22 protein-coding genes and 1 pseudogene are annotated in these 24,161 nt (G+C 70.8%); 11 read left to right on the plus strand and 12 right to left on the minus strand.

Annotated features, from left to right (window positions below; translation table 11 throughout):
* Positions 1-92: 92 nt before the first annotated feature.
* From ACIOJD_RS27055 to ACIOJD_RS27065, 3 genes are read right to left on the minus strand one after another with little or no spacing between them, the layout of a single operon-like run.
* Complete coding sequence (locus ACIOJD_RS27055) at positions 93-1,757, minus strand: transporter (RefSeq protein ID WP_401918840.1); 1,665 nt, start codon at positions 1,755-1,757, stop codon at positions 93-95.
* Between the two features lie 50 nt (positions 1,758-1,807).
* Positions 1,808-2,674: an ABC transporter ATP-binding protein gene (locus ACIOJD_RS27060; protein WP_401918842.1), complete on the minus strand. Its 867-nt coding sequence runs from the start codon at positions 2,672-2,674 to the stop codon at positions 1,808-1,810.
* A 43-nt stretch (positions 2,675-2,717) separates the two neighbouring features.
* Positions 2,718-3,437: a bifunctional DNA primase/polymerase gene (locus tag ACIOJD_RS27065; RefSeq protein ID WP_401918259.1), complete on the minus strand. Its 720-nt coding sequence runs from the start codon at positions 3,435-3,437 to the stop codon at positions 2,718-2,720.
* A gap of 307 nt (positions 3,438-3,744) precedes the next feature.
* Between ACIOJD_RS27065 and ACIOJD_RS27070 the strand changes: the two genes are divergently transcribed.
* On the plus strand, positions 3,745-5,127 hold the full coding sequence (locus ACIOJD_RS27070) for a transcriptional regulator (RefSeq protein WP_401918261.1): 1,383 nt from the start codon (positions 3,745-3,747) through the stop codon (positions 5,125-5,127).
* A 234-nt stretch (positions 5,128-5,361) separates the two neighbouring features.
* On the plus strand, positions 5,362-7,428 hold the full coding sequence (locus ACIOJD_RS27075; protein ID WP_401918263.1) for a hypothetical protein: 2,067 nt from the start codon (positions 5,362-5,364) through the stop codon (positions 7,426-7,428).
* A gap of 155 nt (positions 7,429-7,583) precedes the next feature.
* Here the strand turns inward: ACIOJD_RS27075 and ACIOJD_RS27080 are convergent, their stop codons facing one another.
* Positions 7,584-8,855 carry an ABC transporter substrate-binding protein gene (locus tag ACIOJD_RS27080; RefSeq protein WP_401918265.1) on the minus strand — a complete coding sequence of 424 codons (1,272 nt, stop codon included), beginning with the start codon at positions 8,853-8,855 and terminating at the stop codon, positions 7,584-7,586.
* Positions 8,856-9,059: 204 nt separating this feature from the next.
* On the opposite strand from ACIOJD_RS27080, the gene ACIOJD_RS27085 reads away from it, so the two are divergent.
* Both ACIOJD_RS27085 and purU read left to right on the plus strand, forming a co-directional pair.
* The gene (locus tag ACIOJD_RS27085) at positions 9,060-9,506 is read left to right on the plus strand and encodes a hypothetical protein (RefSeq protein ID WP_401918844.1); all 447 of its coding nucleotides are present in this window, start codon (positions 9,060-9,062) and stop codon (positions 9,504-9,506) included.
* 85 nt (positions 9,507-9,591) lie between these two features.
* Positions 9,592-10,494 (plus strand): formyltetrahydrofolate deformylase, encoded by a 903-nt coding sequence (gene purU / locus ACIOJD_RS27090; protein ID WP_401918267.1) that lies wholly within the window; start codon positions 9,592-9,594, stop codon positions 10,492-10,494.
* A 247-nt stretch (positions 10,495-10,741) separates the two neighbouring features.
* Here the strand turns inward: purU and ACIOJD_RS27095 are convergent, their stop codons facing one another.
* Together ACIOJD_RS27095 and ACIOJD_RS27100 are read right to left on the minus strand one after the other, a co-directional pair.
* Positions 10,742-12,319, minus strand: coding sequence for a maleylpyruvate isomerase N-terminal domain-containing protein (locus tag ACIOJD_RS27095; protein WP_401918846.1), 1,578 nt, complete (start codon positions 12,317-12,319; stop codon positions 10,742-10,744).
* Positions 12,320-12,327: 8 nt separating this feature from the next.
* Positions 12,328-12,918, minus strand: coding sequence for an RNA polymerase sigma factor (locus ACIOJD_RS27100; protein WP_401918268.1), 591 nt, complete (start codon positions 12,916-12,918; stop codon positions 12,328-12,330).
* Positions 12,919-13,262: 344 nt separating this feature from the next.
* On the opposite strand from ACIOJD_RS27100, the gene ACIOJD_RS27105 reads away from it, so the two are divergent.
* The 3 genes from ACIOJD_RS27105 to ACIOJD_RS27115 all read left to right on the plus strand — a co-directional run bounded on the left by ACIOJD_RS27105 (position 13,263) and on the right by ACIOJD_RS27115 (position 15,443).
* Complete coding sequence (locus tag ACIOJD_RS27105; protein WP_401918270.1) at positions 13,263-13,637, plus strand: STAS domain-containing protein; 375 nt, start codon at positions 13,263-13,265, stop codon at positions 13,635-13,637.
* Positions 13,638-13,677: 40 nt separating this feature from the next.
* The gene (locus ACIOJD_RS27110) at positions 13,678-14,190 is read left to right on the plus strand and encodes an EF-hand domain-containing protein (RefSeq protein ID WP_401918271.1); all 513 of its coding nucleotides are present in this window, start codon (positions 13,678-13,680) and stop codon (positions 14,188-14,190) included.
* A 719-nt stretch (positions 14,191-14,909) separates the two neighbouring features.
* Positions 14,910-15,443 carry an ATP-binding protein gene (locus tag ACIOJD_RS27115; protein ID WP_401918273.1) on the plus strand — a complete coding sequence of 178 codons (534 nt, stop codon included), beginning with the start codon at positions 14,910-14,912 and terminating at the stop codon, positions 15,441-15,443.
* A gap of 91 nt (positions 15,444-15,534) precedes the next feature.
* Here the strand turns inward: ACIOJD_RS27115 and ACIOJD_RS27120 are convergent.
* A pseudogene (locus ACIOJD_RS27120) lies at positions 15,535-15,771 on the minus strand (helix-turn-helix domain-containing protein); the annotation flags it as partial.
* Positions 15,772-15,807: 36 nt separating this feature from the next.
* Between ACIOJD_RS27120 and ACIOJD_RS27125 the strand changes: the two are divergent.
* Positions 15,808-16,299: a class I SAM-dependent methyltransferase gene (locus ACIOJD_RS27125; RefSeq protein ID WP_401918275.1), complete on the plus strand. Its 492-nt coding sequence runs from the start codon at positions 15,808-15,810 to the stop codon at positions 16,297-16,299.
* A 21-nt stretch (positions 16,300-16,320) separates the two neighbouring features.
* Here ACIOJD_RS27125 and ACIOJD_RS27130 read toward each other — a convergent pair whose 3' ends face one another.
* Complete coding sequence (locus ACIOJD_RS27130; protein WP_401918848.1) at positions 16,321-17,010, minus strand: recombinase family protein; 690 nt, start codon at positions 17,008-17,010, stop codon at positions 16,321-16,323.
* Positions 17,011-17,379: 369 nt separating this feature from the next.
* On the opposite strand from ACIOJD_RS27130, the gene ACIOJD_RS27135 reads away from it, so the two are divergent.
* On the plus strand, positions 17,380-17,997 hold the full coding sequence (locus ACIOJD_RS27135; RefSeq protein ID WP_401918277.1) for a helix-turn-helix domain-containing protein: 618 nt from the start codon (positions 17,380-17,382) through the stop codon (positions 17,995-17,997).
* Between the two features lie 154 nt (positions 17,998-18,151).
* Here the strand turns inward: ACIOJD_RS27135 and ACIOJD_RS27140 are convergent, their stop codons facing one another.
* Entirely contained in the window at positions 18,152-18,541 is a 390-nt protein-coding gene (locus ACIOJD_RS27140) for a hypothetical protein (protein WP_401918278.1), read from the minus strand.
* Between the two features lie 57 nt (positions 18,542-18,598).
* On the minus strand, positions 18,599-20,020 hold the full coding sequence (locus ACIOJD_RS27145) for a recombinase family protein (RefSeq protein ID WP_401918280.1): 1,422 nt from the start codon (positions 20,018-20,020) through the stop codon (positions 18,599-18,601).
* A gap of 14 nt (positions 20,021-20,034) precedes the next feature.
* Here ACIOJD_RS27145 and ACIOJD_RS27150 point away from each other — a divergent pair, with 14 nt between their 5' ends.
* Positions 20,035-21,225: an MFS transporter gene (locus ACIOJD_RS27150; RefSeq protein ID WP_401918281.1), complete on the plus strand. Its 1,191-nt coding sequence runs from the start codon at positions 20,035-20,037 to the stop codon at positions 21,223-21,225.
* Between the two features lie 119 nt (positions 21,226-21,344).
* Here ACIOJD_RS27150 and ACIOJD_RS27155 read toward each other — a convergent pair whose 3' ends face one another.
* Both ACIOJD_RS27155 and ACIOJD_RS27160 read right to left on the minus strand, forming a co-directional pair.
* Positions 21,345-22,508 (minus strand): flavin-containing monooxygenase, encoded by a 1,164-nt coding sequence (locus tag ACIOJD_RS27155; RefSeq protein WP_401918283.1) that lies wholly within the window; start codon positions 22,506-22,508, stop codon positions 21,345-21,347.
* Between the two features lie 89 nt (positions 22,509-22,597).
* Positions 22,598-23,314, minus strand: a complete 717-nt coding sequence (locus ACIOJD_RS27160) for a pyridoxal 5'-phosphate synthase (RefSeq protein ID WP_401918285.1) — start codon at positions 23,312-23,314, stop codon at positions 22,598-22,600.
* 125 nt (positions 23,315-23,439) lie between these two features.
* Here ACIOJD_RS27160 and ACIOJD_RS27165 point away from each other — a divergent pair, with 125 nt between their 5' ends.
* Positions 23,440-24,015, plus strand: a complete 576-nt coding sequence (locus ACIOJD_RS27165) for a TetR/AcrR family transcriptional regulator (protein ID WP_401918287.1) — start codon at positions 23,440-23,442, stop codon at positions 24,013-24,015.
* The last annotated feature ends 146 nt before the right edge of the window (positions 24,016-24,161 follow it).

The raw sequence follows: 24,161 nt of genomic DNA on the forward strand, positions 1-24,161 counted from the left end.
CGGCGGCCCCGCATCGACAGGCCCTCGACCGGCAGTCCTTCACCCGACGGCCCTTCCCCGACGGCCCTTCACTCGACGGCCCCGACAGCCCGTCAGCCCTTGCTGACCGCCGTCAGGATCTCCGGCAGGCGCGTCGCCGTCTGAGGGGCTGCCAGGCGCAGGCCCCCGGCCGCGACGAGCGCGCCGTACACCGTGCCCAGCGGGAGCAGGATCCAGGTCCGGTCGTCCGCGCCCGAGAGGTGGAGCCAGACCGTCAGCGCGATCACCGGCGCGCACAGCAGGGCCGCGCCCAGCATGCCGCCGAAGATGGAGATCCAGGCGAGAGAGGCCTGGCCCGGGGCCACGTTCTTGTATCCGCTGCCCTGCGGTATCGAGTACGGGAAGCGGGCCGAGGCCACCGCGCCCGTCGCCAGCATCGCGCCGAGCAGCGCGAAGGACAGGCCGAGCGCTTCCGGCAGCGTGCGCCAGTCGCCCAGCAGGGCCGCCGTCGCCACGGTGACCAGCGTCGCGTACGGCAGCGTGATCAGCAGCAGCGCCAGTGCCCGTGCCCGCAGTTCGAGGTAGGCGTCCCGGGACGAGGTGATCGTCATCGCCACCATCCAGAACGCGGAGGTGTCCTGGCCGAACTGGTTGTACATCTGGATGCCGAGCATCCCGGACGCGAAGCACGCGAAGTAGATGGTGCCCGTGCCCTGGAGCGCGTTGAACAGCGGCACGATCATGCCGATGGCCAGCGACGTCACCCAGGCCGCCTTCGTCTTCGGGTCCCGCCACACGTACCGCAGACTGCGCCGCATCACCGGGCCCGTACGCCCCTCGGGCAACAGCCGTGACGGCCACGGCAGCCGCGACGGTCCCGGGAGCTCCGACCGTCCGGGCCGTGACTCCTTGCGGGACGGCTCCACCGCCGCGAGCGTCGAGCCGTCCGGGGCCGTCATCAGTCTCACCAGCGAGCGCCGCCACCCGTACAGCAGTGCCGCCGCCGCGAGCGCTGTCAGCAGCAGTTGCGCCACGGCCCGCCCGTACGCGCCCTGGCTCGCCGAGTCGACCGCGCCGATCGCCGACGCCGGCGGCAGCCACCGTACGACCCGGGCCACCGGGGCCAGCGCCGAGAGGCCGCCCGCGTCACCGAGCCGCTGCGCGCCGAAGTTGACGACCTGGGCGCCCACCGCGACCACCAGACCGCTCAGCACCGCCAGATCGCGGCCCTTGCGCGAGGTCAGCAGCCGGATGTTGGCCGTCGCGACCGCCCGCGCCAGCGTCACGCACGTCAGCACCATCAGCGGTACGGCGACGACCGAGACGGCCACGGCCGCCGCGCCGTGCGCCGTCGCCACCGCCGAGCCGACCACCAGACAGAACGTGAACAGCGGCCCGACGCCCACCAGCGACGCGGCGAGCAGCGCGCCGGTCAACGGGCGTGGCCGCAGCGGCAGCATCACCAGCCGTGTCGGGTCCAGCGTCTCGTCGCCGCTGGGGAAGAACAGCGGCATCACCGCCCAGCCCAGGGCCAGTACGGCGGTCAGCAGCACCGCCAGCGTGCCGGCGTGCGCGTTCCCGCGCAGCACGACCAGACCGAACAGCTGCGCCGCCGCCACGAGCAGCGCGAGGGCCGCGGACGCCACGTACGCGACCGCCCGGCCGGACGACTGCCGCAGCCCGTTGCGCAGGAGGGAGAGCTTCAGCCGTACGAAGACGGGCGTGAGCGAGACGGTGCCGGGGAGCGGAGCCGCCGGGGCGTCCGGCGGCGCTCCCAGGACCTCGGCCGCCGTGCCCGGCCCCGGAACCGCCGTATCCGGTCCGGGATTCACCGGGCACCGCCCAGCCAGTCGAGGGACTCGCCGTTCTCGAGCCCTCGCGCGCCGACCAGTTCCAGGAAGGAGCTCTGGAGGGACGGCGCGTCACCCCGTACCTCGGCGAGCGTGCCCTGCGCGCGGATCCGGCCCGCCACCATCACCGCGACCCAGTCGCACAACGACTCGACCAGCTCCATCACATGGCTGGAGAAGACCACGGTCGCGCCCGAGGCCGTGATGCGCTCCAGGACGCCCCTGATGGTCTGCGCCGAGACCGGGTCGACACCCTCGAACGGCTCGTCCAGGAAGAGCACTTCGGGGTTGTGGAGCAGTGCGGCGGCCAGGCCGATCTTCTTCCGCATGCCGGTCGAGTAGTCCACGACGAGTTTGTGCTGGGCGCCCGCCAGGTCCAGTACGTCCAGGAGCTGGGTGGCCCGTTTGTCGACCTCGGCGCCGGGCAGTCCGCGCAACCGTCCGGTGTAGCCGAGGAGTTCCCGGCCGGAGAGCCGCTCGAAGAGCCGCAGCCCTTCCGGCAGGACGCCGATCCGTGCCTTGACCTCGACGGGGTCGCGCCATACGTCGTGTCCGGCGACCAGCACCCGCCCCTGGTCGGGCCGGAGCAGGCCGGTCACCATGGACAGGGTGGTCGTCTTTCCGGCGCCGTTCGGCCCGACCAGGCCGACGAACCGGCCGGCCGGCAGCTCGAGATCGATTCCCGACACAGCGATCTGCCCGCCGAAGCGTTTCCACAGTCCCTCGACGCGCACGGCGGGCGGCGCGGTCCGCGCTCCACCCGTCCCGGCCTCCCCGGCCGGTTCCGCTTCCGGGGCACCGGCCGGCGCCTGGTCCCGTGCCTGGTCTCGTGCCTGGTCCGGCATGGCGCGCTGCCTCTCGGTGTCCCGTGCGGATGTTCCGTCCACCCTACGTATGCCGCGCCCGCTCCGTCGCGGCCTGCTGTCCGCACGCGTACGTCAACGGACGGATCAGCTCTTCCACATCCGGCAGCCAGCGGTTGGCGACCGTGGGACGGCGCGCCCACTGCACCGCGCCCCGGCCGCCGACCCGGGTCGGCGGAGCCGCCACATAGTGCCCCTCGCCCCGCGCGACCAGGTCGAGCGCGCCCGGCGCCCAGCCCAGACCCCGTACGAGAGCGTCCGTCTTGAGCGCGGCGCCGGGCAGGACGAAGAACAGCATCCGCCGGTCCGGAGTGCAGGTCACCGGGCCGAGCGTCACCTTCGTCCGCTCCATCCGGGCCAGCGCCAGACAGCCCGCCGACTCCGGTACGTCCAGCGCGTCGAAAGTGCGCCCGGTCGGCAACAGGACCGATGCCGTGGGCCGCTTCGACCACAGCGCCCGCGCCTCGACGGCGCTGCCCGTCGCCTGAGCCGCCCAGTCGGGCCCGGCCGCGTGCGCCCCCGGTGCGGCGCAGTCGAGGCGGTCGCAGGAGCACTTCTCCCCGCTGCCCACCACCTCCAGCCAGGTGCCGGGGAACACGTCCCAGTGCCGCTCCTCCGCGTACCGCACCGCGCTGTCCAGCAGTTGATCGCCCCGCTGCCGGGGAATCTCCCGGGTGGGCTGCCGGGCGAGCTGTCCGGCGCCCAGGGCTCCGCTGGTCTCTTCGACTCCGATGGTCTCTTCCACGGAACACACAACTGCCGCTACCACCACGGGTTACGGGCGCACGGCGACGCGCCGAGGAGCATCGATCCTGCATACGGGGCGCATGGATGCATGTACGGGGGCGCGCGGGAAGGGGTGGAGCGGTAAGGGGGTAGCCACCCTCGGGGGTCCGACAACATATGGGCAGCACACGGCCGAACCTGGTCGTGTTTCCCGAAGGTTCATGCAATACCTCGAATATTTCCGTTATCGCCGAACATGTGCATTCTTCGCACATGTGCCGGGCAGTGATCACTGAGTTGATCACTGCGGTCACAGGGGGTATCCATTGGCAGCCAGGCCTCTCGTCGCGCGCCAGCCGAACGAACGGCTACAGGCGCTCATCCAGGAAGCCGGGTGCTCCAACGCCGGGCTCGCCCGGCGAGTCAACATGGTGGGAGCGGAGCGCGGGTTGGATCTGCGCTACGACAAGACATCGGTCGCGCGCTGGCTGCGAGGTCAGCAGCCGCGTGGCCGCGCCCCGGGGATCATCGCCGAGGCGCTGGGCCGGAAGCTGGGCCGTACGGTCACGATCGACGAGATCGGTATGGCCAACGGCAAGAACCTGGCGTCGGGCGTCGGGCTCCAGTTCTCGCCGACCGTCCTCGGCGCGATCGAGCAGGTCTGTGAGTTATGGCGCAGCGATGTGGGGCGCCGCGACTTCCTCTCCGGCTCGGCCGTGGCGTCCTCGGCTCTCGTCGAGCCCAGCAGGGACTGGCTGATCACGGGCGCCGACTCGGCCGTCGCGCGCAACACCGGCGCGCGGGTGGGGGATTCGGACGTCGACGCCGTACGGGCCATGACCCGGGCGCTCATCGAGCTGGACCACCGCTTCGGCAGCGGCCATGTCCGGCCGGTCGTTGTGCACTACCTGAACAGCGTGGTGTCGGGCCTGCTCTCCGGTTCGTACCGCGAATCGGTCGGCCGCGGGCTCTTCGCCGCCGTGTCCCGGCTGACCGAGCTGGCCGGCTACATGGCGGTCGACACGGGCCAGCCGGGCCTCGCCCAGCGCTACTACATCCAGGCGCTGCGGCTGGCACAGGCGGCGGGGGACCGCGGTTACGGCGGTTATGTGCTGGCCGCGTCCATGAGCCATCTCGCGGCCCAGCTCGGAAACCCGCGCGAGATCGCGCAGTTGGCGCGGGCGGCGCAGGAAGGGGCGCGCGGGCATGTGCCGCCGCGCGCGCAGGCCATGTTCCTCGCGGCCGAGGCCCGGGGGCACGCGCTGATGGGCGACTCCCGGACCTGCGACGAGGTCGCGAAGCGGGCGATCACCGCGCTGGAGCACGCGGGCGACGACCCCGACGGCGATCCCGAGTGGATCGCGCATTTCGATCACGCCTACCTCGCCGACGAACTGGCGCACTGCTACCGCGATCTGGGCCGGCCGGAAGAGGCGGGCCGGTACGCCGCGGAATCGCTGGAGGGTCACCCGGAGTCCCGGGCCCGGCGGCGGGCGATCGGCATGGTCCTGCTGGCCACGGCCCAGGTCCAGCAACGGGAGGTGGAGCAGGCCTGCCACACCGGCACGCGCGCGGTGGAACTGCTGGGCACGCTGCGGTCCAGCCGGGGGGCGGAGTATCTGGACGATCTCCAGCAGCGCCTGGAGCCGTACGGCAACGAGCCCGCGGTGCGCGAGTTCGGTGCGCGGCTGGAGATCCAGGCGGCGTGAAGGTCGGGAGGGCGTCGGGGGGCGCACTCCGGCGTGCGGTGTCTGTGAGGAGGTCGTGCTGACGGTGTGATTTTGATCAAGTGCTGGACGGTGTGGGCGAATTCGACTCCTTATAACGGCGTCGTGAGGGGTCGAGTCGTTACCGGATCGACATGCGTGGCCGAGGCCGCGATTCACCCGGTAGCGTGAGCCGATGATTCGGTTAGTCCACACGTTCCAGACGTAGGAGTCCCGGTGACGCACAGCGGACAAGGGGATGAGCCGCAGCACCCCGCCGCTCGGCACGCGCATGAAGGCATTGTGCTGCCCAGCGACGGCAGCGGGCCCTGGATCCCCGGCTCGACCCCGGACCAGGACCAGGACCAGCCTCAGCCCGTGCCGACGGGCGGTCAGCCCTGGGGGCAGCCCTGGGGCCCGCAGAGCGGCCACCAGGAGCAGCCCGGGTACGGACCCGCCCCCGGCGCCGCGCCGCAGCCGTACGGCTCTCAGCCGGGCGCCCAGCCGTACGGACAGCCCGAAGCCGCCTCGTACGGTGCTCCGCTCCAGTCGGCGCAGGGCCAGCCGCTTCCGCCGCTGCCCCAGGGGCAGCAACCGCCTCAGGGGCAGCAGTCGTTTCCGCAGGACCAGCAGTCTCCGCAGGCGCAGCAGCCGTCGTACGGTCAGGCGCTCCCGCCGGGGCAGCAGTACCCGCCGGGGCAGCAGTACCCGCCGAGTCAGCAGTACCCGCAGGGTCAGGAGTACCCGCAGGGGCAGCCGCTGCCCTCGGGGCAGCAGTATCCGCAGGATCAGCAGTTCGTGCCGGGCCGGCAGTACGCGCAGGACCAGCAGTACGCACAGGACCAGCAGTACCCGCGGGACCAGCAGTTCGCACAGGACCAGCAGTTCGCACAGGACCAGCGGTTCACGCAGGGGCAGCCGCAGGCGCAGGGCCAGCCGCTCCCGCAGAGTCAGCAGATACCCCAGCAGATACCCCAGGGGCAGCCGCTCCCGCAGGGGCAGCAGATGCCGCAGAGCCAGCAGATACCGCAGGGCCAGCCCCTCCCGCAGGCGCAGCAGCCGTCTCACGGCCGGCAGTTCCCGCCCGCCCCGGCGCCCGCGCAGTCGATGCCGATGCCGCTGCCCGCCGAGGCGCCCATGCAGGGCATCGAGGACGCCACGCAGTTCCTGCCGCCCGTGCCCACCACGGCGGACTCGGACGCCACCCAGTTCATCGCGCCGGTCCCGCAGAACCCCGGCCCCGGCATGCTGCCGCCGGAGAGTTCCTCGGAGGCCACGCAGTACCTGCCGCAGCAGCCGCCGGCCCAGGCGACCGCGTCGGTCCCGCTGCCCCCGCAGGACTCGGGATCGGAGGCCACGCAGTACCTCCCGCCCGTGGCCGCGCAGCCGCCCCAGGCCGCGCCAGGCGCCGCCTCGTACGGCGTCAGGCCGGGCGCCCCCGGCGACCGCCCGCCGCCCGCGGAGTTCGACAACCTCTTCCGTACGGACGGCGCCGGTCAGGGCGCGGGTGCGGGCGCGTCGCAGCGACCGCCGCAGTTCGGCGCGGCCTCCGCGTCGAACGGTCACGGCCGGGCGCAGCCCGCCGCGGTGCCCTACGGATCGCAGCAGCCCCCCGCGTACGACCAGCCCCAGCCGGGCCGGACCCCGCACGAGCCCCGGGGCCGCTCCGGCAACCGCCGCCCGTCGTCGAAGATCCCGCTCATCGCGGCCGTCGTCATCGGCTGCGCGGTCCTCGGCCTGGGCGCGGGCGCGCTGATGAGCGGCGGCGACAACGCGTCGGACGACAGCAAGACCGTGGCGTCGGAGAGTTCGGCCACGGCGAAGCCGTCCACCCAGGCGGAGGTCGATCCGGCGAAGCCGCAGGCCGAATCACTGGACAAGCTGCTCGCGGACAGCAACAACAGCCGCGCGGCGGTGATCCGCGCCGTCGAGAACATCAAGTCCTGCAAGAACCTGGACCAAGCGGCCACGGACCTGCACGGCGCGGCCGAACAGCGCAGGGACCTGGTGACCCGGCTGAAGGGCCTGACCCTGGACAAGCTTCCCGACAACGGCGAGTTGACGTCCTCGCTCACGACGGCGTGGCAGGCGTCGGCCTCGGCGGACGACCACTACGCGCAGTGGGCCGGGCAGGCCAAGAACAAGAAGGTCTGCAAGGGCGGACACGCACGCGCGACACCGCAGGCGCAGCAGGGGAACAAGGCGAGTGGCGAGGCCACGGCGGCGAAGCAGAAGGCGTCGGGGCTGTGGAACGCACTCGCGACGAAGTACGGCCTGACCTCGCGGACGCCGACGCAGCTGTAGACAGTGCGGGTGCGGGCCCCCGGACAGCGAACCCGCACCCGCCACCGGGACCCGCACCCGTACCCCGTACGTCGGCATGCTCGCCGGACAGCGGACCCGTAACCTCAGCGCTTTCAGCCCTCTCAGCGCTCACGCGCCCGCCGGACGGACGGCGTTCAGCTCAGCGTGTGGCCCACGTCCACGAACCCCTTCTTCTCCGCCACCAGCCGCCCCTCCCGCACCACCTGAAACGTGACGTCCCCGTTCACGACCCGCGGAAACCCCGGTACCCCCGGCATGTCCTCGTACCGCCACCGCAGCGGCGGCGTCAGACCCCCGGTGTCGACCCGTACGCCCCGGTCCAGCGTGTCCGTGATCTTCCCCGGCGTGATCTCGTCGTCGCCGATCGCGCCGATGACCGCCCTGAGGGCCGTGTACGCGATCCAGGTCGTCTGCGTTCCCGGGTCGGTCGCGTCGATGTCGTTGTCCCCGAAGGCGTAGGTGTCGATCACCTTCAGCATCGGCTTCCAGGCCGGATCGCTCGCCACCGGGTACCAGCCGGTGAGGTACGTCCCCTCGAACGGGCCGCTCCTGCCGCCCGTACGGTTCACCAGCGCCTGGCCGATGTTGCCGAGCACCGAGGAGACCCGGATGTCCCGGCCGTCGTCGGGGAGCCGCCGGTAGGAGTCGAAGAAGGTCTCCGTGCGGTCGCCGAGCACCGCCGTGACGCAGCCGCCGTCCTGGGCCTGTTCGCGGGCTCGCGTGGCCGGGCGGGTGTAGTCGGAGGCGTTCTCCGCCGCGCGGATGTCCGCGGCCGGTCCTCGGCGGCCCTGGGCCAGGCCGGAGTCGAGCAGGTCGGGGAAGTCGTCACCGGTGATCGTGTCGGGCCGGACCATCGCGGTCCTGCCGCAGTTGCGCGCCAGCTGCCGGCCGTTGCCCGCCAGGAGCGTGGCCTGGCCGCCGTTGACGGGGTAGGAGAGGTAGCTGTTGAACTCCTCCTCGGTGATGCCGTATCCGCCCAGGTACGGGATCGACGCGGCCTCCAGCGGCGCCATGAACTCACGGCCGTGCTGGCTGTACGAGCCGACGACCGCGACGGCCTTCTCCTTGACCGCGCGGCGCGCGCAGTCGGCGGCGCCGGCGCCGCTGTTGCGCTCGTTGCAGGTGAGGACGCGCAGTCGGTGCCCGCTGATCCCGCCGGACGCGTTGGCCCAGCGGGCGTACGCCTTGGCCATGGCGGGCATGCCGGGCCGGTTCGTGGCGTTGCTGTCCACCGGCGCCCAGGTCATCACGGTGACGGGTTCCTTGGAGCCTCCCGGGATGCCGGGGAGGACTCCGCAGCCGGCGAGGAGCGAAGCCCCGGCCACCGCGGTGCAGAGGGTACGTGCCGTACGCGCCGTACGCGCCTCGAAGGGGCGGATGGAGGAGAAGCGTCGCCAACCGGTCATAGGTACGCAGGCTTCCGCTCTCCGGGTAACGCGGGAGCGAGTGTGCGTCGACGTTCGGTGACGCGGAGGTGAATTACGGGGGCCGGGAGGAGCCGGAGGGGGTCCGAGGGGGCCTGCGGGGGACGCGTCCGTACGGACCGTAAAGTCAGGACTGTGCAGCAAGGTTCCGAGAACACTTCCCGTCGTGGCCGTCGCTCCCCCACCATGGGCGGCATGCCGCTCAATGACATGCCGTGGTGGCGCTGGCGCAGCAATGTGCGTTCGGCGCTGCACATGCTTTCCGATCCCGTCTTCCACCAGGAGTACTGGCTGGCCGGCCGCGAGGGGTACGGCGACGTGACCGACGCCGTGTACCGGCTGGTCGAGGACACCTGGCTCGACAACTGGTCCGCCGACAAGTACGTCGGCACGATATTCCGCGACTCGACGGAGGCCTCGCTCGTCGATCTCGCCGTGCTGCGGGTGCTGCGCATCATGCATCAGGTCGGGGCGGACGCACCGGTGTCCGCCTATCTGGAGCATCATGGCTGGCCGGAGGCGGTCCGCGCGGCCCGTGAGGCGCACATACGGCTGGCGGTGAGCGACGGGGACGACCCGGACGTGGTGCCGACGTCGCTGGACGCGCTGCGGATCATGACGCGTACGGCGTGACGGGGATCTCGTCCGGTCCCCACCCCGTCCGTGACGGGATCTCGTCGGAGCGTCCCGCCCCGGGGATGTGGAATCCTTTCGGGTCATGAGCACCGCCCCGCAGCCGACCCCGCCGCCCGCCGCCTCTTCCGGCCGCCGTTCCGACCAGTACGTTCTGACGCTGTCCTGCCCGGACAAGCAGGGGATCGTGCACGCCGTGTCGAGTTATCTCTTCATGACCGGCTGCAACATCGAGGACAGCCAGCAGTTCGGGGACCACGACACGGGTCTCTTCTTCATGCGGGTGCACTTCTCGGCGGACGCCCCGGTGAGCGTGGAGAAGCTGCGGGCGAGCTTCACCGCCATCGGCGACTCCTTCCGGATGGACTGGGCGATCCACCGCGCGGAGGAGCGGATGCGGATCGTGCTGCTGGTCAGCAAGTTCGGCCACTGCCTGAACGATCTGCTGTTCCGGGCCGGTATCGGCGCGCTGCCGGTGGACATCGTGGCGGTCGTCTCGAACCACACGGACCACGCCGAGCTGGCCGCGTCGTACGACATCCCCTTCCACCACATCCCGGTGACCAGGGACACCAAGGCGGCCGCTGAGGCGGAGCTGCTGGAGCTGGTCCGGGCGGAGCGGGTGGAGCTGGTGGTGCTGGCCCGCTACATGCAGGTGATCTCCGACGACCTGTGCAAGCAGCTGAACGGCCGGATCATCAACATCCACCACTCCTTCCTGCCGAGCTTCAAGGGCGCGAAGCCGTACCACCAGGCGCACGCGCGGGGCGTGAAGCTGATCGGGGCGACGGCGCACTATGTGACGGCGGATCTCGACGAGGGCCCGATCATCGAGCAGGAGGTCGAGCGCGTCGGCCACCAGGTCACGCCGGAGCAGCTGGTGGCGGTGGGCCGGGACGTGGAGTGCCAGGCGCTGGCACGCGCGGTGAAGTGGCACGCGGAGCACCGGATCCTGCTCAACGGACATCGCACGGTGGTCTTCGCCTAGGGTCTTTCGTTTGGATCAGGCCGGATCAGGGAGCGGGGTCTGGTGCCGTGGATCGCAAGGCGGAGGAGTGAGGCGACGCGGCGGGGGCACCTCCCACGCCCTTGAGGCAGTGGGGGAGTCGTGGAGTGACGACAACGCGGCGAGGCGCGGTGCCGGGGCACGCGAGCCCGGCAAGACCCAAACGAGAGGCCCTAGGACAGGGCCAGGACGCGTTGCGCGAGTCCCGTCCGGCCCGCGACGGGATACGTCAGAGGCGGCTCATCGCGGCCGCCGCGTACAGGACGTCCCGGATCGCCTCGCGGTCCCCGTCCTGTCCGGCCGCCGCTTCCTCCGGGGAGACATGACCGGCCACCAGCTGGCAGAACTCCACCCCGTCGAGCGCCACCTGGGCCACGGAGCGCTCGCGGCAGCCTATGGCCGCCGGGGAGTCCAACGCGATGAACCAGTCGCCGCCACCCGGCCCCTCGACCTCCAGATGCAGCGAGCGGCCGGGTGAGCCCGCCGTCACCAGGTCCTTCGCCGGACCGGCGAGACCACCCCGGCGACGGGTGGCCAGCGCCGACGGGAGCAGCCGGGCCGCCAGGTCGATCATCCGGTGCAGATGGGCGCCGCAGGGCGGCTCGTACGGATAGTCCACCGCCTCCGCGATGTCCGCGCCGTGCACCCAGCACTCGAAGGCGCGGTCGAGCAGCGCGTCACGCAGGGGCAGGGCGAAGTAGTCCCCGTACGACACCGAGAGTTCGGCGACGCCCCGGCCGGCGAAGGACACCGTGCGGATGAGGGTGTGACTCTGTTCACGCCAGGGCTCGTGGATGGTGCGGGTGGGCGGCGGCGACGCGGACTGCCAGAAGCTCTCCGTACGGCCGGTGGGGTCGGCCGGGGCGGCCGGGCCCAGCGGGTCGTCGAGGCCGAGGGCGCCGGCGACCAGGCCGTCGACGGACATCAGATGGCCGATGACCCCGGCGACGGTCGTCTTACGGGCGGTGGCCCGCTCGTCCTCGAACCACCTGAGCCGTACGGGCGCGTGCCACTCCGCGTCGCCGATGTCCCGCAGCAGCGCGTCGAGGCGCGCGGCCTCGGCGTCGTACGGAGCGGCCCAGTCGGGCACGGGGACGCGGGCGGCCCGGCGGCCGAGGCAGTTCTCCAGCACGCGGGCGCGCAGCATCGGATCGAGGTCCAGGGTCCGCTCGGCATGCAGCAGCCCGACGGCGTCGCGCAGCCGGAGCGCCTCGTCGGCGCAGGGAGCGCACTCGGTGAGGTGTTCCTCGACGAGCCCGGTCTCCTCGGCCGAACACGCGGAGAGCGCCCAGGCACCCAGAAGTGACGTGAGTACCTTGTGCGTCAGCACGGTGTCGTCCGCCTCGGCAACGTCGGAACTCCCGGCAACGTCGGAACTCCCGGCAACGTCGGAACTCCCGGCGGCATCGGGACTCCCGGCAACGTCTGAACTCCCGGCGGCATCGGGACTCCCGGAGTTTCCGGGAGCCTCGGAGCCCACGGCGGGCACCGAGGCTTCGGCGGCCCCGGGAGACCCGGAGGTCTCGGGGGATTCGGCTGCCGGAATCTCCGGTTCGGGTTCTGGCTCACGTTCCGATTCTGGCTCGGGTTCCGGCTCCGGGTCGGACTCGGAGTCATCCTGCTCGGCTTCCGGTTCTGTCTCCGTTGTCTCCGTTGTCTCCGCTGTCGCCGGACCCGTCCCCTGCGCCGAATCCGGCTTCAGTGCGGCGGCGGTCAGATCGTCCGGCGCCGACCTCGGTCCCGGTATGCGCGGGAACGCGGGGAAGTCCTCCGGACCGTGGCTCTCGTCGGAGCCGCCGCCGTCCAAGGGGCCGGTCACCGGGGGCGTCCGTTTCCCGGCGGCGAGGAGCCGTCCAGCGCTTGGGTGTTGGCGGTGGAGAGGAGTTGCAGGCCCAGCCGCAGACGGCGGCGCGCCTCGTCCTCCGTGACGCCGAGATCCGCGGCGGTCTGGCGGTAGTCCCGGCGCTGGAAGTAGGCCAACTCCAGCGCGTTCCACAGAGGTGCCGGCATCGACCGCACTATGTAGTCGGCGCGGGCGGCTGTCGAGGCCCTGCGTATCTTCTGCTCCAGTTCCTCGGCCTTCTCCGCCGAGTCCTCGCCGCTCGCCTCGTACGCCTGGGCCTCCGTCTGCCGGAGCCGTCGCACGGCCAGTTCGCGTGTGACTTTCGCCACCCAGGACCTCATGGAGCCCTGCTTGGGGTCGTACATGTCCGGGTTCTCCCAGAGATGGCCGAACACCTCGCGGGTGACCCGGTCCGCCGCGTCGTCGTCGTCCAGCACGCGGTGGGCGAGGCTGTGCACCAGCGACGCGAACCGGTCGTACAGCTCACCGAGCGCGGCTGCCTCGCCCCGCGCCAGCCGCTGTTGCATCCTGCGGTCCCAGCGGGGTGGTGTGTCCTTCGCCATCTGACCCCCAGCCCTGTTCCGGCCCTGTTCCGGTCTCCGTCTGCCCGTCCGTCCCGCCTGCCATCATGTCGAAGCCCACCGTTCCTTCGAATGTAGTCGGCGGCTGTGACAACGCACGCCCCTTTGCCGCAAGTGCGCCCCTGGGAGCCGTCCGGCAGGGTAAGGGGCCTCGACGTCCGCACTGCGGCGGCCTCACCGGCTCTCGACGCCCTCTGCCATCGCGCTCGTCGCTCGATTAGTTTCGTGGGGGGACAGTGGGGCAGGCGGCCAGATGAGGAAGGACGACTTCCGGATCGGCCGCTTCATCGGCCTCTTCCGGATCAGCCCGACGAAAGGTCCAGCGAGTGACGCTCAAGGTGGACGAGTCCGAGCAGGGCCCGTGGACCGTGCTGCACATCACAGGTGAACTGGACCTCATGACCTCGCCCGAAGTCCGGCAGCGGGTCCATGACGCCGTCGCGGACGGCCGTCATGAAGTGGTTCTCGACCTGTCCCAGGTGTTCTTCTGCGATTCCAGCGGGGTCGGCGTGCTGATCGCCTCCCGCCGGCTGATGCACTCCTGCCGGGGCCGCCTCCGCCTCATCCTGCCGGCCAGGGGCGCCGAGGACGGTTCGCACGTCAACCGGGTGCTGGCGGCGCTCGGGGTCCGCCGTCTGTTCGAGGTTTTTCCGGACGTACGCACGGCTGTTGACGACGGAGCGCAACCGCTCTCGGCGTAACGGAACACATGGCGGCCTCTCGTCGTCGTACGCTCCCGGCATGGACAGCGCAGAGTATGAAGGCAAGATCGCCTCCAGGTTCGCAGCCTTTGACCAGGACGGCAGCGGCTATATCGACCGCGAGGACTTCAGCGGGGCGGCAGCGGCACTTCTCGCCGAGTTCAGTACGACAGCCCGTTCCGACAAGGGACAGGCGCTTTACAACGGGGCCGAGGCATTCTGGCAGGGCATGGCCGGGATCGCGGATGTGGACGGCGACCAGCGGGTCAGCCGACAGGAGTTCGTCACCGGCGCGGTCAAGTGGCTGCGCGACAACCCCCAGCGGTTCGCGGAGATCGCGCGGCCCTTCCTGCACGCCGCGATCGCCGTCGCCGACGAGGACGGCGAGGGGGTGACCCCCGGGGCGGCCGAGCGCGCGCTGCGGGTGCTGGGCGTCGGGGCCGAAGAAGCGGCGCGGGCTGCCACGGAGTTGGACGCGGACGGCGACGGCAGGATCCACGAGCAGGAGATCCTGACGAGTTTCGCCGCGTACTACGTGACCCCGGAACCCTGATCGGACCGACGGCGGCCGCAGTTGCGGTCGTGGTCGCCGACCCGGCCGCGGACGCGGTCGCACCACCACAGTCGTATCCCTAGGATCCCTGGGAGCGCACTGAAGCTCTGTGCCGGGCTCCCGGCGTCCCGCACGCTGACCCGGCCGAGAACTTCAGCACACTCCCGGCCGAAGTCGCATACACGGGCGGGACCGGATCGTCCATCCGACGATCCGGTCCCGCCCGTCATGCGTGTGATGACGCGCGGTCGCCGGAGCGGCCGGGCTCTGGCCTCGGTGTTTCCAAAGGCTCTGGCCACAGCGCTCTGTTGTGTCACCGTGTGTGGCGGACGCGCCGCCCACGGTCGATACCGGGTTGTGTCCTTACACCGGTCCGTCACGGGCCGGAGTCGCGCGATGCCTCCGGTAGCCTCCGTGGGGTGCGAGAGGTTCTGAGGCGCGATGTTCGTGGTGTTGCCGGTACGGCGGCGCCGGGACCTCGAATGTGCGCCGCTCGCGCGGTACGAGGGCGCCGTGCGCGCCCGTGTTCGACTCCCCGCAGCGCGCGTCGCACAGTATGCACCACGCGTACTCCTTCGCGCTGGAATATGCCCGAAGCGCTTGTTGCGGTGACTGTACGTCAACCATGCTCTCTCGCAAGGGACTCACGTTCCGTGACCCTGTCGAGGACCCTGTCGAGGCGCGAGGCGATGTGTCCGCCGGTTCGGATGGTGTGAGCGGTGCAGGTGCTTCAGGTTCAGTTGGAGATCGGCCCCGACCCCGCGGAGGTGGGACGAGCCCGTAGGTGGGCCCGGTCCAGGCTCGCCGGGTCCGGGATAGAGGACGACGAGCCGGTCGCCGAGACCCTGATCCTGCTCATTTCCGAGCTGGTCACCAACGCGGTGGTGCACACCGGTTGTCCGGCCGTGCTGCGGATGCTCTTCGGACTGGGCGTGGCCGAGGCCGGGACCGTACGGGTCGAGGTCGCGGACACGAGCGCCTGCCCGCCCCGCCCGCGCCACGCGGAGGGCGACGACACCAACGGCCGCGGGCTGGAGCTGGTCGACGGGCTCGCCGACCGGTGGGGCTGGCAGCCGGAGGGCGCGGGCAAGCGCATCTGGTGCGAGGTCGACAGAAGCGCGCCGGGGGCCGTGGCGGGCGCGTACGAACCGGCCGCGTATGAACCGGCCGCGTACGACTCGGCAGCCTACGACGCGGCCGGCTTCGACCCGGTCGGCTGTGAGTCGTCGTGCGCGATCCCGCGTCCCGCGTGACGCGCGATTCCCCGGATCCGCATGTCGTGGTGAGCCGGGTGGCGGCCCTCGTGCCGCCACCCGGCGTCCGGAGGGATCCGCCGGTCGGGCCTCAACTCGTTCCGGCGCGAAAAGTGCGCCGGTAGGCCGTCGGTGAAACGCCCAGCGCCGACTGGAAACGCGGGCGCATCGACTGCGCCGTACCGAACCCCGCGTCCCGCGCCACCTGTTCGACGGACAGATCCGTCGACTCCAGCAACTGCCGCGCCCGTTCGACCCGTTGCAGCACCAGCCACTGCCCGGGGCTGACCCCGGACTCCTCACGGAAGCGGCGCGTGAACGTCAGTACGCCGACCACGGGCCGAACGAGAGCGTTCTGGGCCCCGTGGCCGGACGCCGGGTGCTGGAACTCGGATCGGGGAGCGGTAGCAACCTCGCGCACCTCGTGACGCTTGGCGCGACGGGGCGAGGTGTGGACATCGCCCCCGCCCGCGAGACGGTCGCGCGGGAGTGCTGGGGCCACTTGCCGGGCCTTGAGTTCCGGACGGCGGAGGCGACGACATTCCTGAGCGAGACAGACGAGACGTTCGATGTCGTGGCCTCGATCTTCGGTGCCGTGTGGTTCGTCGATCCCGACACCCTGCTCCCGCTGATCCGCTCGCGCATGGCGCCGGGCGGCATCCTGGCCTTCTCGCATTTGCCTCCGGGCAGCCAGGGGCCGCAGTCCGGCAAAGCCGGACTGCGGCACGATCGCACCCCGGATGAGTGGGGGCGCATCCTGACGGGGCACGGCTTCTCTGACGTGCGCGTGTCTCTGATCGACCCGCCAGAGGGCAAGGCTGTGGGCACGATGCTTGTCCGTGCCTTGGCGACCTGACCGCGAGGCTGTGCGCCTGTCTCAGGACACCCCAGCCTTCTGGCAGACGGAGCGAACCGTCATGGCGCTCCACTTCGCGGCTCTGCGCGGGGGCAGGCCCTCAGTGTCGAGCTGCGTGCCGATGGCCCGGTAGCTCATCCCCTCCGCCCTCAGTTCGAGTATGCGGGCCTGTGCCGCCTGCTCCGTGGGGTTGGGTGCAGCGTCGCGCTCTCGCCCCTCTCCGTCCCCGTGGAAGCCGTAGGCGTACGCACCGACAGTCTTCCGTCCGGATGCCGCCTTGGCCGCACGCCTGTCCCGGAGACGCTTGACCACCATGCGCCGATCGAGTTCGGCGAACACGCCGATGACCTGCCGCATGGCCGTGCGCATCGGGTCGTCAGGGTCGTCCTGGTGGACCTCCCCACCATCGGCGGTGAAGACCTTCCCTCCGTCACGCCAGATCACGGCAAGAGTGGCTTCCTGCACCGTGAGCGCACGGGCCAACCGGTCGAGCCGAGGTATCAGCAACCCCTCTGCCGCGCCCTCCCTGATGAGCAGCAGCGCTTCCGACAGGCCCTGACGGTCAAGCGCTTCGGTCGCACCAGACACGCCCTCGTCGCGTGATACGTGAACGATGCGGTGACCGTGGGTCTTGGCCCACACCTTGACGGCCTTCTCCTGCACGTCCAGGCCGAAGCCGTCCGAGACCTGTCCGGCCCCGGATACGCGGATGTAGGCAACGAGCTTTACGACTCCCCTTCAGTGATCACGTAAGTGTTTCCGTGGAAAAACTTACAGTGCAGGTCAGGGACTGCAACGTTGATCGCATGTTCATGGTGGGTGGCGGCTCGCACGGCCGGGCGTGCAGGGCGAGGGCGAAGGGGTGGGGCATGACCCCCTGAAGGGCCTTGCTCGACCGCCGTGTCTTGGCGGCTCAAATCCTGCCACGGTTCTGGGGTCCGTCTGAGAGGCGCCTCACACGCGATGACCTGCGCTTTCGTCTCTGGAGACCTGTAGATTTTGCGGTCCTTGTGAGTCTTCGGAAAAGGGAAGCCCGCGATACAGGAACACGTATGGCGTCGTGCGCTGGTGCGCTCGAACTTGAAGCCCGCAGAGAAGTTGGTCGGCGTCGCCATGGCGCTGTACGCGGACTACGAGACGGGCGGGAACGTGTGCCCGTCGAACGGCACGATCGCCAGGGAACTCGGCTACGGCGGGAAGGCTCCAGAGCAGACGGTCAACAAGATCGTAGGCAGGCTCCGTAAGGCTGGCTGGCTCACGAAGACCGGCAAGGTGCCGGATGGTCCAGTGATCTACCGACTCACTTTGCCGAAGCAGGCGGGTATGGCTGTGAAGCCATACAACCTAGATACCTTCAAGAACGACGGCGGTAAGAGCGAGGAGCCAGCGGCGAAGAGCAAGCCGGAAGGCGAAGAGCGGCCCCCCGTAGGGGGCCGCCAGGGCGAAGACGAAGAGCGCAAGCAGCCGACGAAGGTGGGCCGCGTGAGCGGCCCTCAGCAGGAAGACGAAGGGGCTGGGTCTCTTGGAGGGCCTCCGGCCCCCACCTCGTCCTTTGTGGATCTTGGCAAGGTCAAGCAAGAGGACCAGCGTCGACGCTGGTTCGGCGACGCCTACGCAGCTCCCTTGCCGGTGGACTTCGACTACGACCGCTTGACCGACCGGCTCCAAGAAGCGGGGCAAGAGCCGCCCCCTTTCTGATCCGGCATGACTCCGGCATGACGAAGCCCCGGCCTCTGGATGATCAATTCCAAGGGATGCCTGCGGAGGGTTTGAAGTGGGCGTCGGTCGAAGCCGCCGCGAGACGGTCGGGCGGCGGGCTGCCGGCCCTGGTTGTCGAGGTGGCAGCGGGCGGTCAGGCGTCAGGGTCGACTTCGGGGTGCGTGAACCGCAGGGGCTTGCCCAGCGACCGGGCGTAGGCGATTTCGGCTCGGGTGCTGTCTCCGATGTGGTCGCCGACTACGAGCACCTCGTCGGCGAGCCGGATCTTCGCCCGGTGCAGCTCGCCGAGCCGGACCTTCAGCGCCTCGGCCTCGGCGGGATCGGACCAAAGCCCGTGCGGCGCCTTCATGTCGAAGCCCGGTTTGACGACGATCTTTCCGGCTTTGGTCTCCCGCAGATCGGCCTCGGTCATCTCGGTCATGAAGCGGGTGGAGCCACAGATCACGACGATACGCGGGAGGCTCAACAGCTTCTTCGCGTCGGCGAGTTTCTCCTCGGGGGTGAGCAATTGCGGGTATGACACTGGTTCCTCCTGGCGGTGTGGTCCAAGGGGGGCCTGCGGAGACGAGAGTGAGGCAGGCTACGCGTCTTGTTCGTCGTCGGCGGTGTGGTTCCACTCCACGGTCATGTAGTCGTCCACGGTCATCTTCGCCGCCTTCTTGAAGCCGTTCGGGTGCATCGTGATCGTGGTGACGAATTTGACCCACGCTCGACGGACGGGGAGTGGGGTGTTCGGCCAGTCCTGAATCAGGCCAGCGATGCCCGACACGGGGTCGATCGGGGGCAGGCCAGTGATACCGGACAGCCTCTCGTCGATCTCGTCGAGCCTGGACCGGATCGCCTCGGTACCGGCCGTCATCTGGGACAGGGTGATGGACCCGGAGGCGTAGGACACAGCCAACCCGTCGAGCCGTTCCCGCAGGGTCTGCGCTTCCTGATGAAGGTGGGCTGAGTCGTCTCCCTGCTCCTGCCGAGAAGCGAGGACCCAGGGAAGGAAGTCGGGGAAGACGATCCGCGCCAGGACGGCGTTACCCGCTCGCTTGTCGGCCAGTTCCCGGGGCACGCGTACGTGCTTCTGTCCGCAGCGGTAGACCGGGGTCCCTCGGTACATGCCGCCTCGCACGGTATCCCCGCAACGCTCACACGTGGCCAGTCCGGCAAGCAGGGTCTGAGGGGCCGAGCCCGTACGCGCACCGCCTGTGAAACGCTTGGGGTTCGTCAGTGCCGACACGAGGGCGTAGTGCGTCGCATCATCAAGAATCGCGGGCCACTTGCCCGCGCCCATCACCTCGCCCCGGTAGGTGACCTGAGCGATGTACCGAGGGGAGATGAGCACCTTCTTCACACCGCCCACGCCCCACCCCTTCGCCTCGCCATCTGCCTCACCCTTCGCCTTGCCGGACGACGAGCGGGGAGCGAGCAGACCGAGGCCGGTCCAGAAGCGAGCGACAGCCGCCAGGGTCTCGCCTTGGAGAACCATCTCGGCACCCTTGCGGATCGCCTCCGCCTCGGCATCGACCACGGTCACGTAGTCGTCTTCGTATCCGAACGTTCGCAAGCCCGCCTTGTGTGGCTTGCCGTTCTTCGCCGCCTGGAGGTTCGACGCCTTCTGCCGTAGCGCCTTCTGCTCACCCTCGTACTCCGCCCAAGCCGTGACCGTCTTGGCCGTGGCCCGGCCGGCCGGAGTCGACAGGTCGAGGTGTCCGGCGTGGATGGCGTGGACGTTGACCCCGAGTGCGATCACTCGCAACAGGTCTTCCGTCCTTCGTACGAGCCGGTCAGTGTGCCAACAGAGGATCGCGTCAGGCTTGGACGCCAACAGCCGCTCGAACCCCGGTCGCACCTTGCCCGAGGTGGCGCTGATGTCGTTGTCCGCGATTACCTCTCGTACGGTCCAGCCACGGGCTGCGGCGAACGCCCAGCACTCGTCCTCCTGCCGCTGAACGCCCAACTCGTCGCCGTGCTGATCGAGGCTGAGTCGTACGTAGATGGTGACGTCCACTTGTCTGGCCCCCCTTGTTCCTGCTCACCGCACTCTGTGCCCCAAAGTTTTACCACGAGTTCGACTGGTCACGCGGCACCATCGGCTTCGCCGTCTCGGTCAATCTGGCGCTGTACGGGCTGACCGCGCCGTTCGCCGCGGCGCTGATGGACCGGTTCGGCATCCGCCGGGTCGTCGCCGTCGCGCTGACGGTCATATCGGCCGGATCGGTGCTGACGGTATGGATGACCGCACCCTGGCAACTGGTCCTCTACTGGGGCATCCTGGTCGGCCTCGGGAGCGGCACGATGGCGCTCGCCTTCGCCGCGACCGTGACCAACCGCTGGTTCGTGGCGCGGCGCGGTCTGGTCACCGGCATCCTCACCGCGGCCGGAGCCTCCGGGCAGCTGGTGTTCCTGCCGCTGCTGTCCTGGCTGGTGGAGAACCACGGCTGGCGCCCGGCCGCGATCACGGTCTCGCTCGCCGCGCTGGCGGTGGTCCCGTTCGTCTGGCTGCTGCTGCGGGACCACCCGGCGGACGTGGGTCTGTCGGCGTACGGCGCCGAGGAGTTCGTGCCCAAGCCCGCGCCGGTGCCGGGGGCCGCGCGGCGGGCGGTCTCGGTGCTGCTGTCGGCGGCCCGTACGGGACCGTTCTGGCTGCTGGCCGGGACGTTCGCGATCTGTGGCGCCTCGACGAACGGTCTGGTCAAGACCCACTTCGTACCGGCCGCACACGACCACGGCATGCCGATCACGGCCGCCGCCTCGCTGCTCGCGGTGATCGGTGTCTTCGACGTGGTCGGCACGATCGCCTCGGGCTGGTTCACCGACCGCTTCGAGGCGCGGCGCCTGCTGGCCGTCTACTACGCGCTGCGCGGCGTCTCCCTGCTCTTCCTGCCGATGCTCCTGGCGCCGTCCGTCCAGCCGCCGATGCTGTTCTTCATCGTCTTCTACGGGCTGGACTGGGTCGCCACGGTCCCGCCGACGATCGCCCTGTGCCGCGAGCACTACGGCGAGGACAGCGCGATCGTCTTCGGCTGGGTCCTCGCCTCCCACCAGGTCGGCGCGGCGGCCGTCGCGTTCGCCGGAGGCCTGGCGCGGGACGTCTTCGGCTCGTACGACGTGGTCTGGTACGCGTCGGGCGCGCTGTGCGCGGCGGCGGCGCTGATGGCCCTGGTGATCCGGCGTCGGCCGACGGGAGCGGTGAAGGCGGCGGCGGGGGGCTGAGGCCGGGTGCGGGTGCGGAGGTGGGGGGCGTAAGGAGGCTTACGGACCCGGATCCGGACCCGGACGCGCGCCCCGTACCGAGGCGTGCGAGCCTCGCGCCTCCCCGGCCCCGCGCGGCCTCAGCGCACCGTCGTCGTCTTCCGTATCCGGTTGGCTATCCGGCGTGCGTCGATGGCCATTTCGCGGAGCATCCCGCTGATCGGGTTGGTGAAGCCGGTGAAGTACAGCCCCGGGGCCTGTTTCGGGGACCGGCCGCCGTGGACCACCGGGCGGCCCCGGGCGTCCAGTACGCCCAGGTCGCCCACCAGGCTCTCCAGCGCGCGGACATAGCCGGTCGCGGCGATGACGACGTCGGGGGAGATCCGTGAGCCGTCCGTCAGGACGACCTTGTCGGCCTCGAAGGAATCGACCGCCGCCACCGGCTCGACCAGGCCGCCGCGGACCGCGTCGACCAGACCCACGTCCTGCACGGGGATCGCGCCCTCGCGGACCCGGGAGTAGAGGCCGGTGTCCGGGCGGGGGAGGCCCTTGGCCGACAGGTCGGGGACCGCGATCCGGCACAGCACGGCGGCCGCCAGGTCGACCAGCCGGGCAGGCAGGCGGCGGACCAGGACGGCGGTGTACTGCGCCGGCCAGCCCGCCGTCGAACGGCGCACGATGTGCGGGACGGTACGGACGGCGAGGCGCACCCGCGCCGCGCCGCCCTCGACGAGGTCGACGGCGATCTCCGCGCCCGTGTTGCCCGCGCCGACGACCAGGACGTCCTTGCCGGCGTAGGGCCGGGGGTCGCGGTACTCGCCCGCGTGCAGCAACTCGCCGCCGTACGAGTCCAGGCCGGGCCACGACGGCACCCGTGGCGTGTGGTTGTAGCCGGTGGCGACGACGACCGCGCGGGCCGTCAGCTTCCGCCCACCGGTGGCGTGCAGCAGCCATCCGGTGCCGTCGGGGGCGCGCTCGACGCGCGTGACCTCCACGCCCGTGACGACGTCCAGCTTGTGGAACTCCGCGTACTTCTCCAGATACCGCACCACATCGGCGCGGGCCGTCCAGCGCCCGAAGGACCGCGGCATCGCGAGGCCGGGCAGGGCGGACCCGCGGCGGGTGGTGTGCAGGCGCAGCCGGTCGTAGTGGCGGCGCCAGGAGGCCCCGACGGCATCGGACTTCTCCAGCACGATGACGCGTACGTCCTGTTCGCGCAGTACGGCGGCGACGGCCAGCCCTCCGGGGCCGCCCCCTATGACGTACACGGGAGGGTCGGTGGTGAGGGCGGAATCGGCGGCCATGAAAGCTGAGGGTAATCGGCTCCTCACTTGTTGGGGCACGGTCAACGTGGGAAACCGGTTGCGAATCGATCACGCCCCGCCGACAGGTCCTAGGGCCAGAGCAACTCCCGTACCCAGCGAGCGCGTGCGCCCTCTTCGCGCCGGTAGCGCAGTCGGACATGGCGCCGGTGCGCCTCCCCCTGGAAGAACTCCACCTCGTCCGGTACGAGCACATACGCCGTCCACGTCGCCGCCTCGGCGTCCGGTTCGTCGCGCGCTCGCTCCCACGCGGCGCGGCTCGCGCGCGCCAACTCCTCCTCCGAGCCCAGCACATCGCTCTGCCGGCCGACCAGCGCGGAGGCCAGCGCACCCGTCGAGCGGGCGTGCAGGTCGGCGTCGCCCTCCTCGGGGGTGCCGGTCAGGACGCGGCCCCTGAGACGTACGGCCCGTCCCTGCGCCGGCCAGTAGAAGCCGAGCGCTGCGTCGGGGCGGGCGGCGAGGTGGCGGCCCTTGCGGCTGGTCGCGTGCGAGGCGAAGTGCCAGCCGCGCTCGTCGGCGTCGTGCAGCATCAGGGTCCGTACGTCCGGCCGGCCCCGTTCGTCGGCGGTCGCCAGCGTCATCGTGTGCGGCTCGCTCTGGCCGGCGGTCACGGCCTCGATGAACCACCGGTGGAACAGCGGCAGCGGCTCGGCGGGCGCGGTCGCCGGGTCGAAGGCGGGCAGTTCGGTGTCCCAGACGCGCTGCGTGCGCAGGAACGTACGGAAGGCCTCTCGCCGGCGGTCGTCGTTCGCGCGGTCCCGCGCGCGGTCCCGTTGTTCGTCGTTCATACGGACATTGAACCCGTCGGCACGTCGAACCGCCGTCGGGTTTCCGTCGAGTGAACCGCTCGTAGCACTCCACCTAGAGTGGTCTGAGGGAGTGGAGCGGGAGATACGGAAGGTACGGAGGTTCCATGCGACAGAACCTGGCCCGGCGCGCGGCGCTGGTGGACGCTGCCATCGAGGTGCTCGCCCGCGAGGGGGCACGCGGCCTGACCTTCCGGGCCGTGGACACCGAGGCGCAGGTCCCCAACGGGACCGCGTCCAACTACTTCGCCAACCGCGACGACCTGCTCACCCAGGCCGGCGGCCGGATCTACGAGCGGATGCGGCCCGACGACGCGACGATGGCGGCGATGCTCGGCGGCCCGGCCACGAGCGAGCGGACCGTGGAGCTGGTGCGTGAGGTGGTGGAGCGCGTCACCGCGTTCCGCGCGGGCTATCTCGCCCTGCTCGAACTCCGCCTGGAGGCCACCCGCAGGCCCGCCCTGCGCGCGGTGCTCACCGAGCGCGTCCGCGAGGACGTCGAGGGCAATGTCCAGCGCCACCTGGATGTCGGTCTGCCCGGTGACGGGGACGCGGTGAAGATGATCTATCTGGCCACCAACTGGCTGGTGGTGGAGCGGCTGACGCTCCCGGGGGTCTTCCAGGCCGAGGAGGCCGGTGCCTTGATCAGCGCCTTGGTGGAACGGCTGATGCCGCCGGCCTGAGTCTGCTGCGCGGGTCCCGGTGCCGGGTTCCCGCGCCGGGGCGCCGGGCGGCCCTGATACGGGTGCGCCGACGGGGATCAGCTGGGTGATCCGCCGCCGGCGTGACAGGACGGGAGAGAGGGCGCGCCCGTACCGCGCCCGCCGGC

This window comes from Streptomyces sp. NPDC088116, assembly GCF_044741745.1.
Taxonomy (GTDB): Bacteria; Actinomycetota; Actinomycetes; order Streptomycetales; family Streptomycetaceae; genus Streptomyces.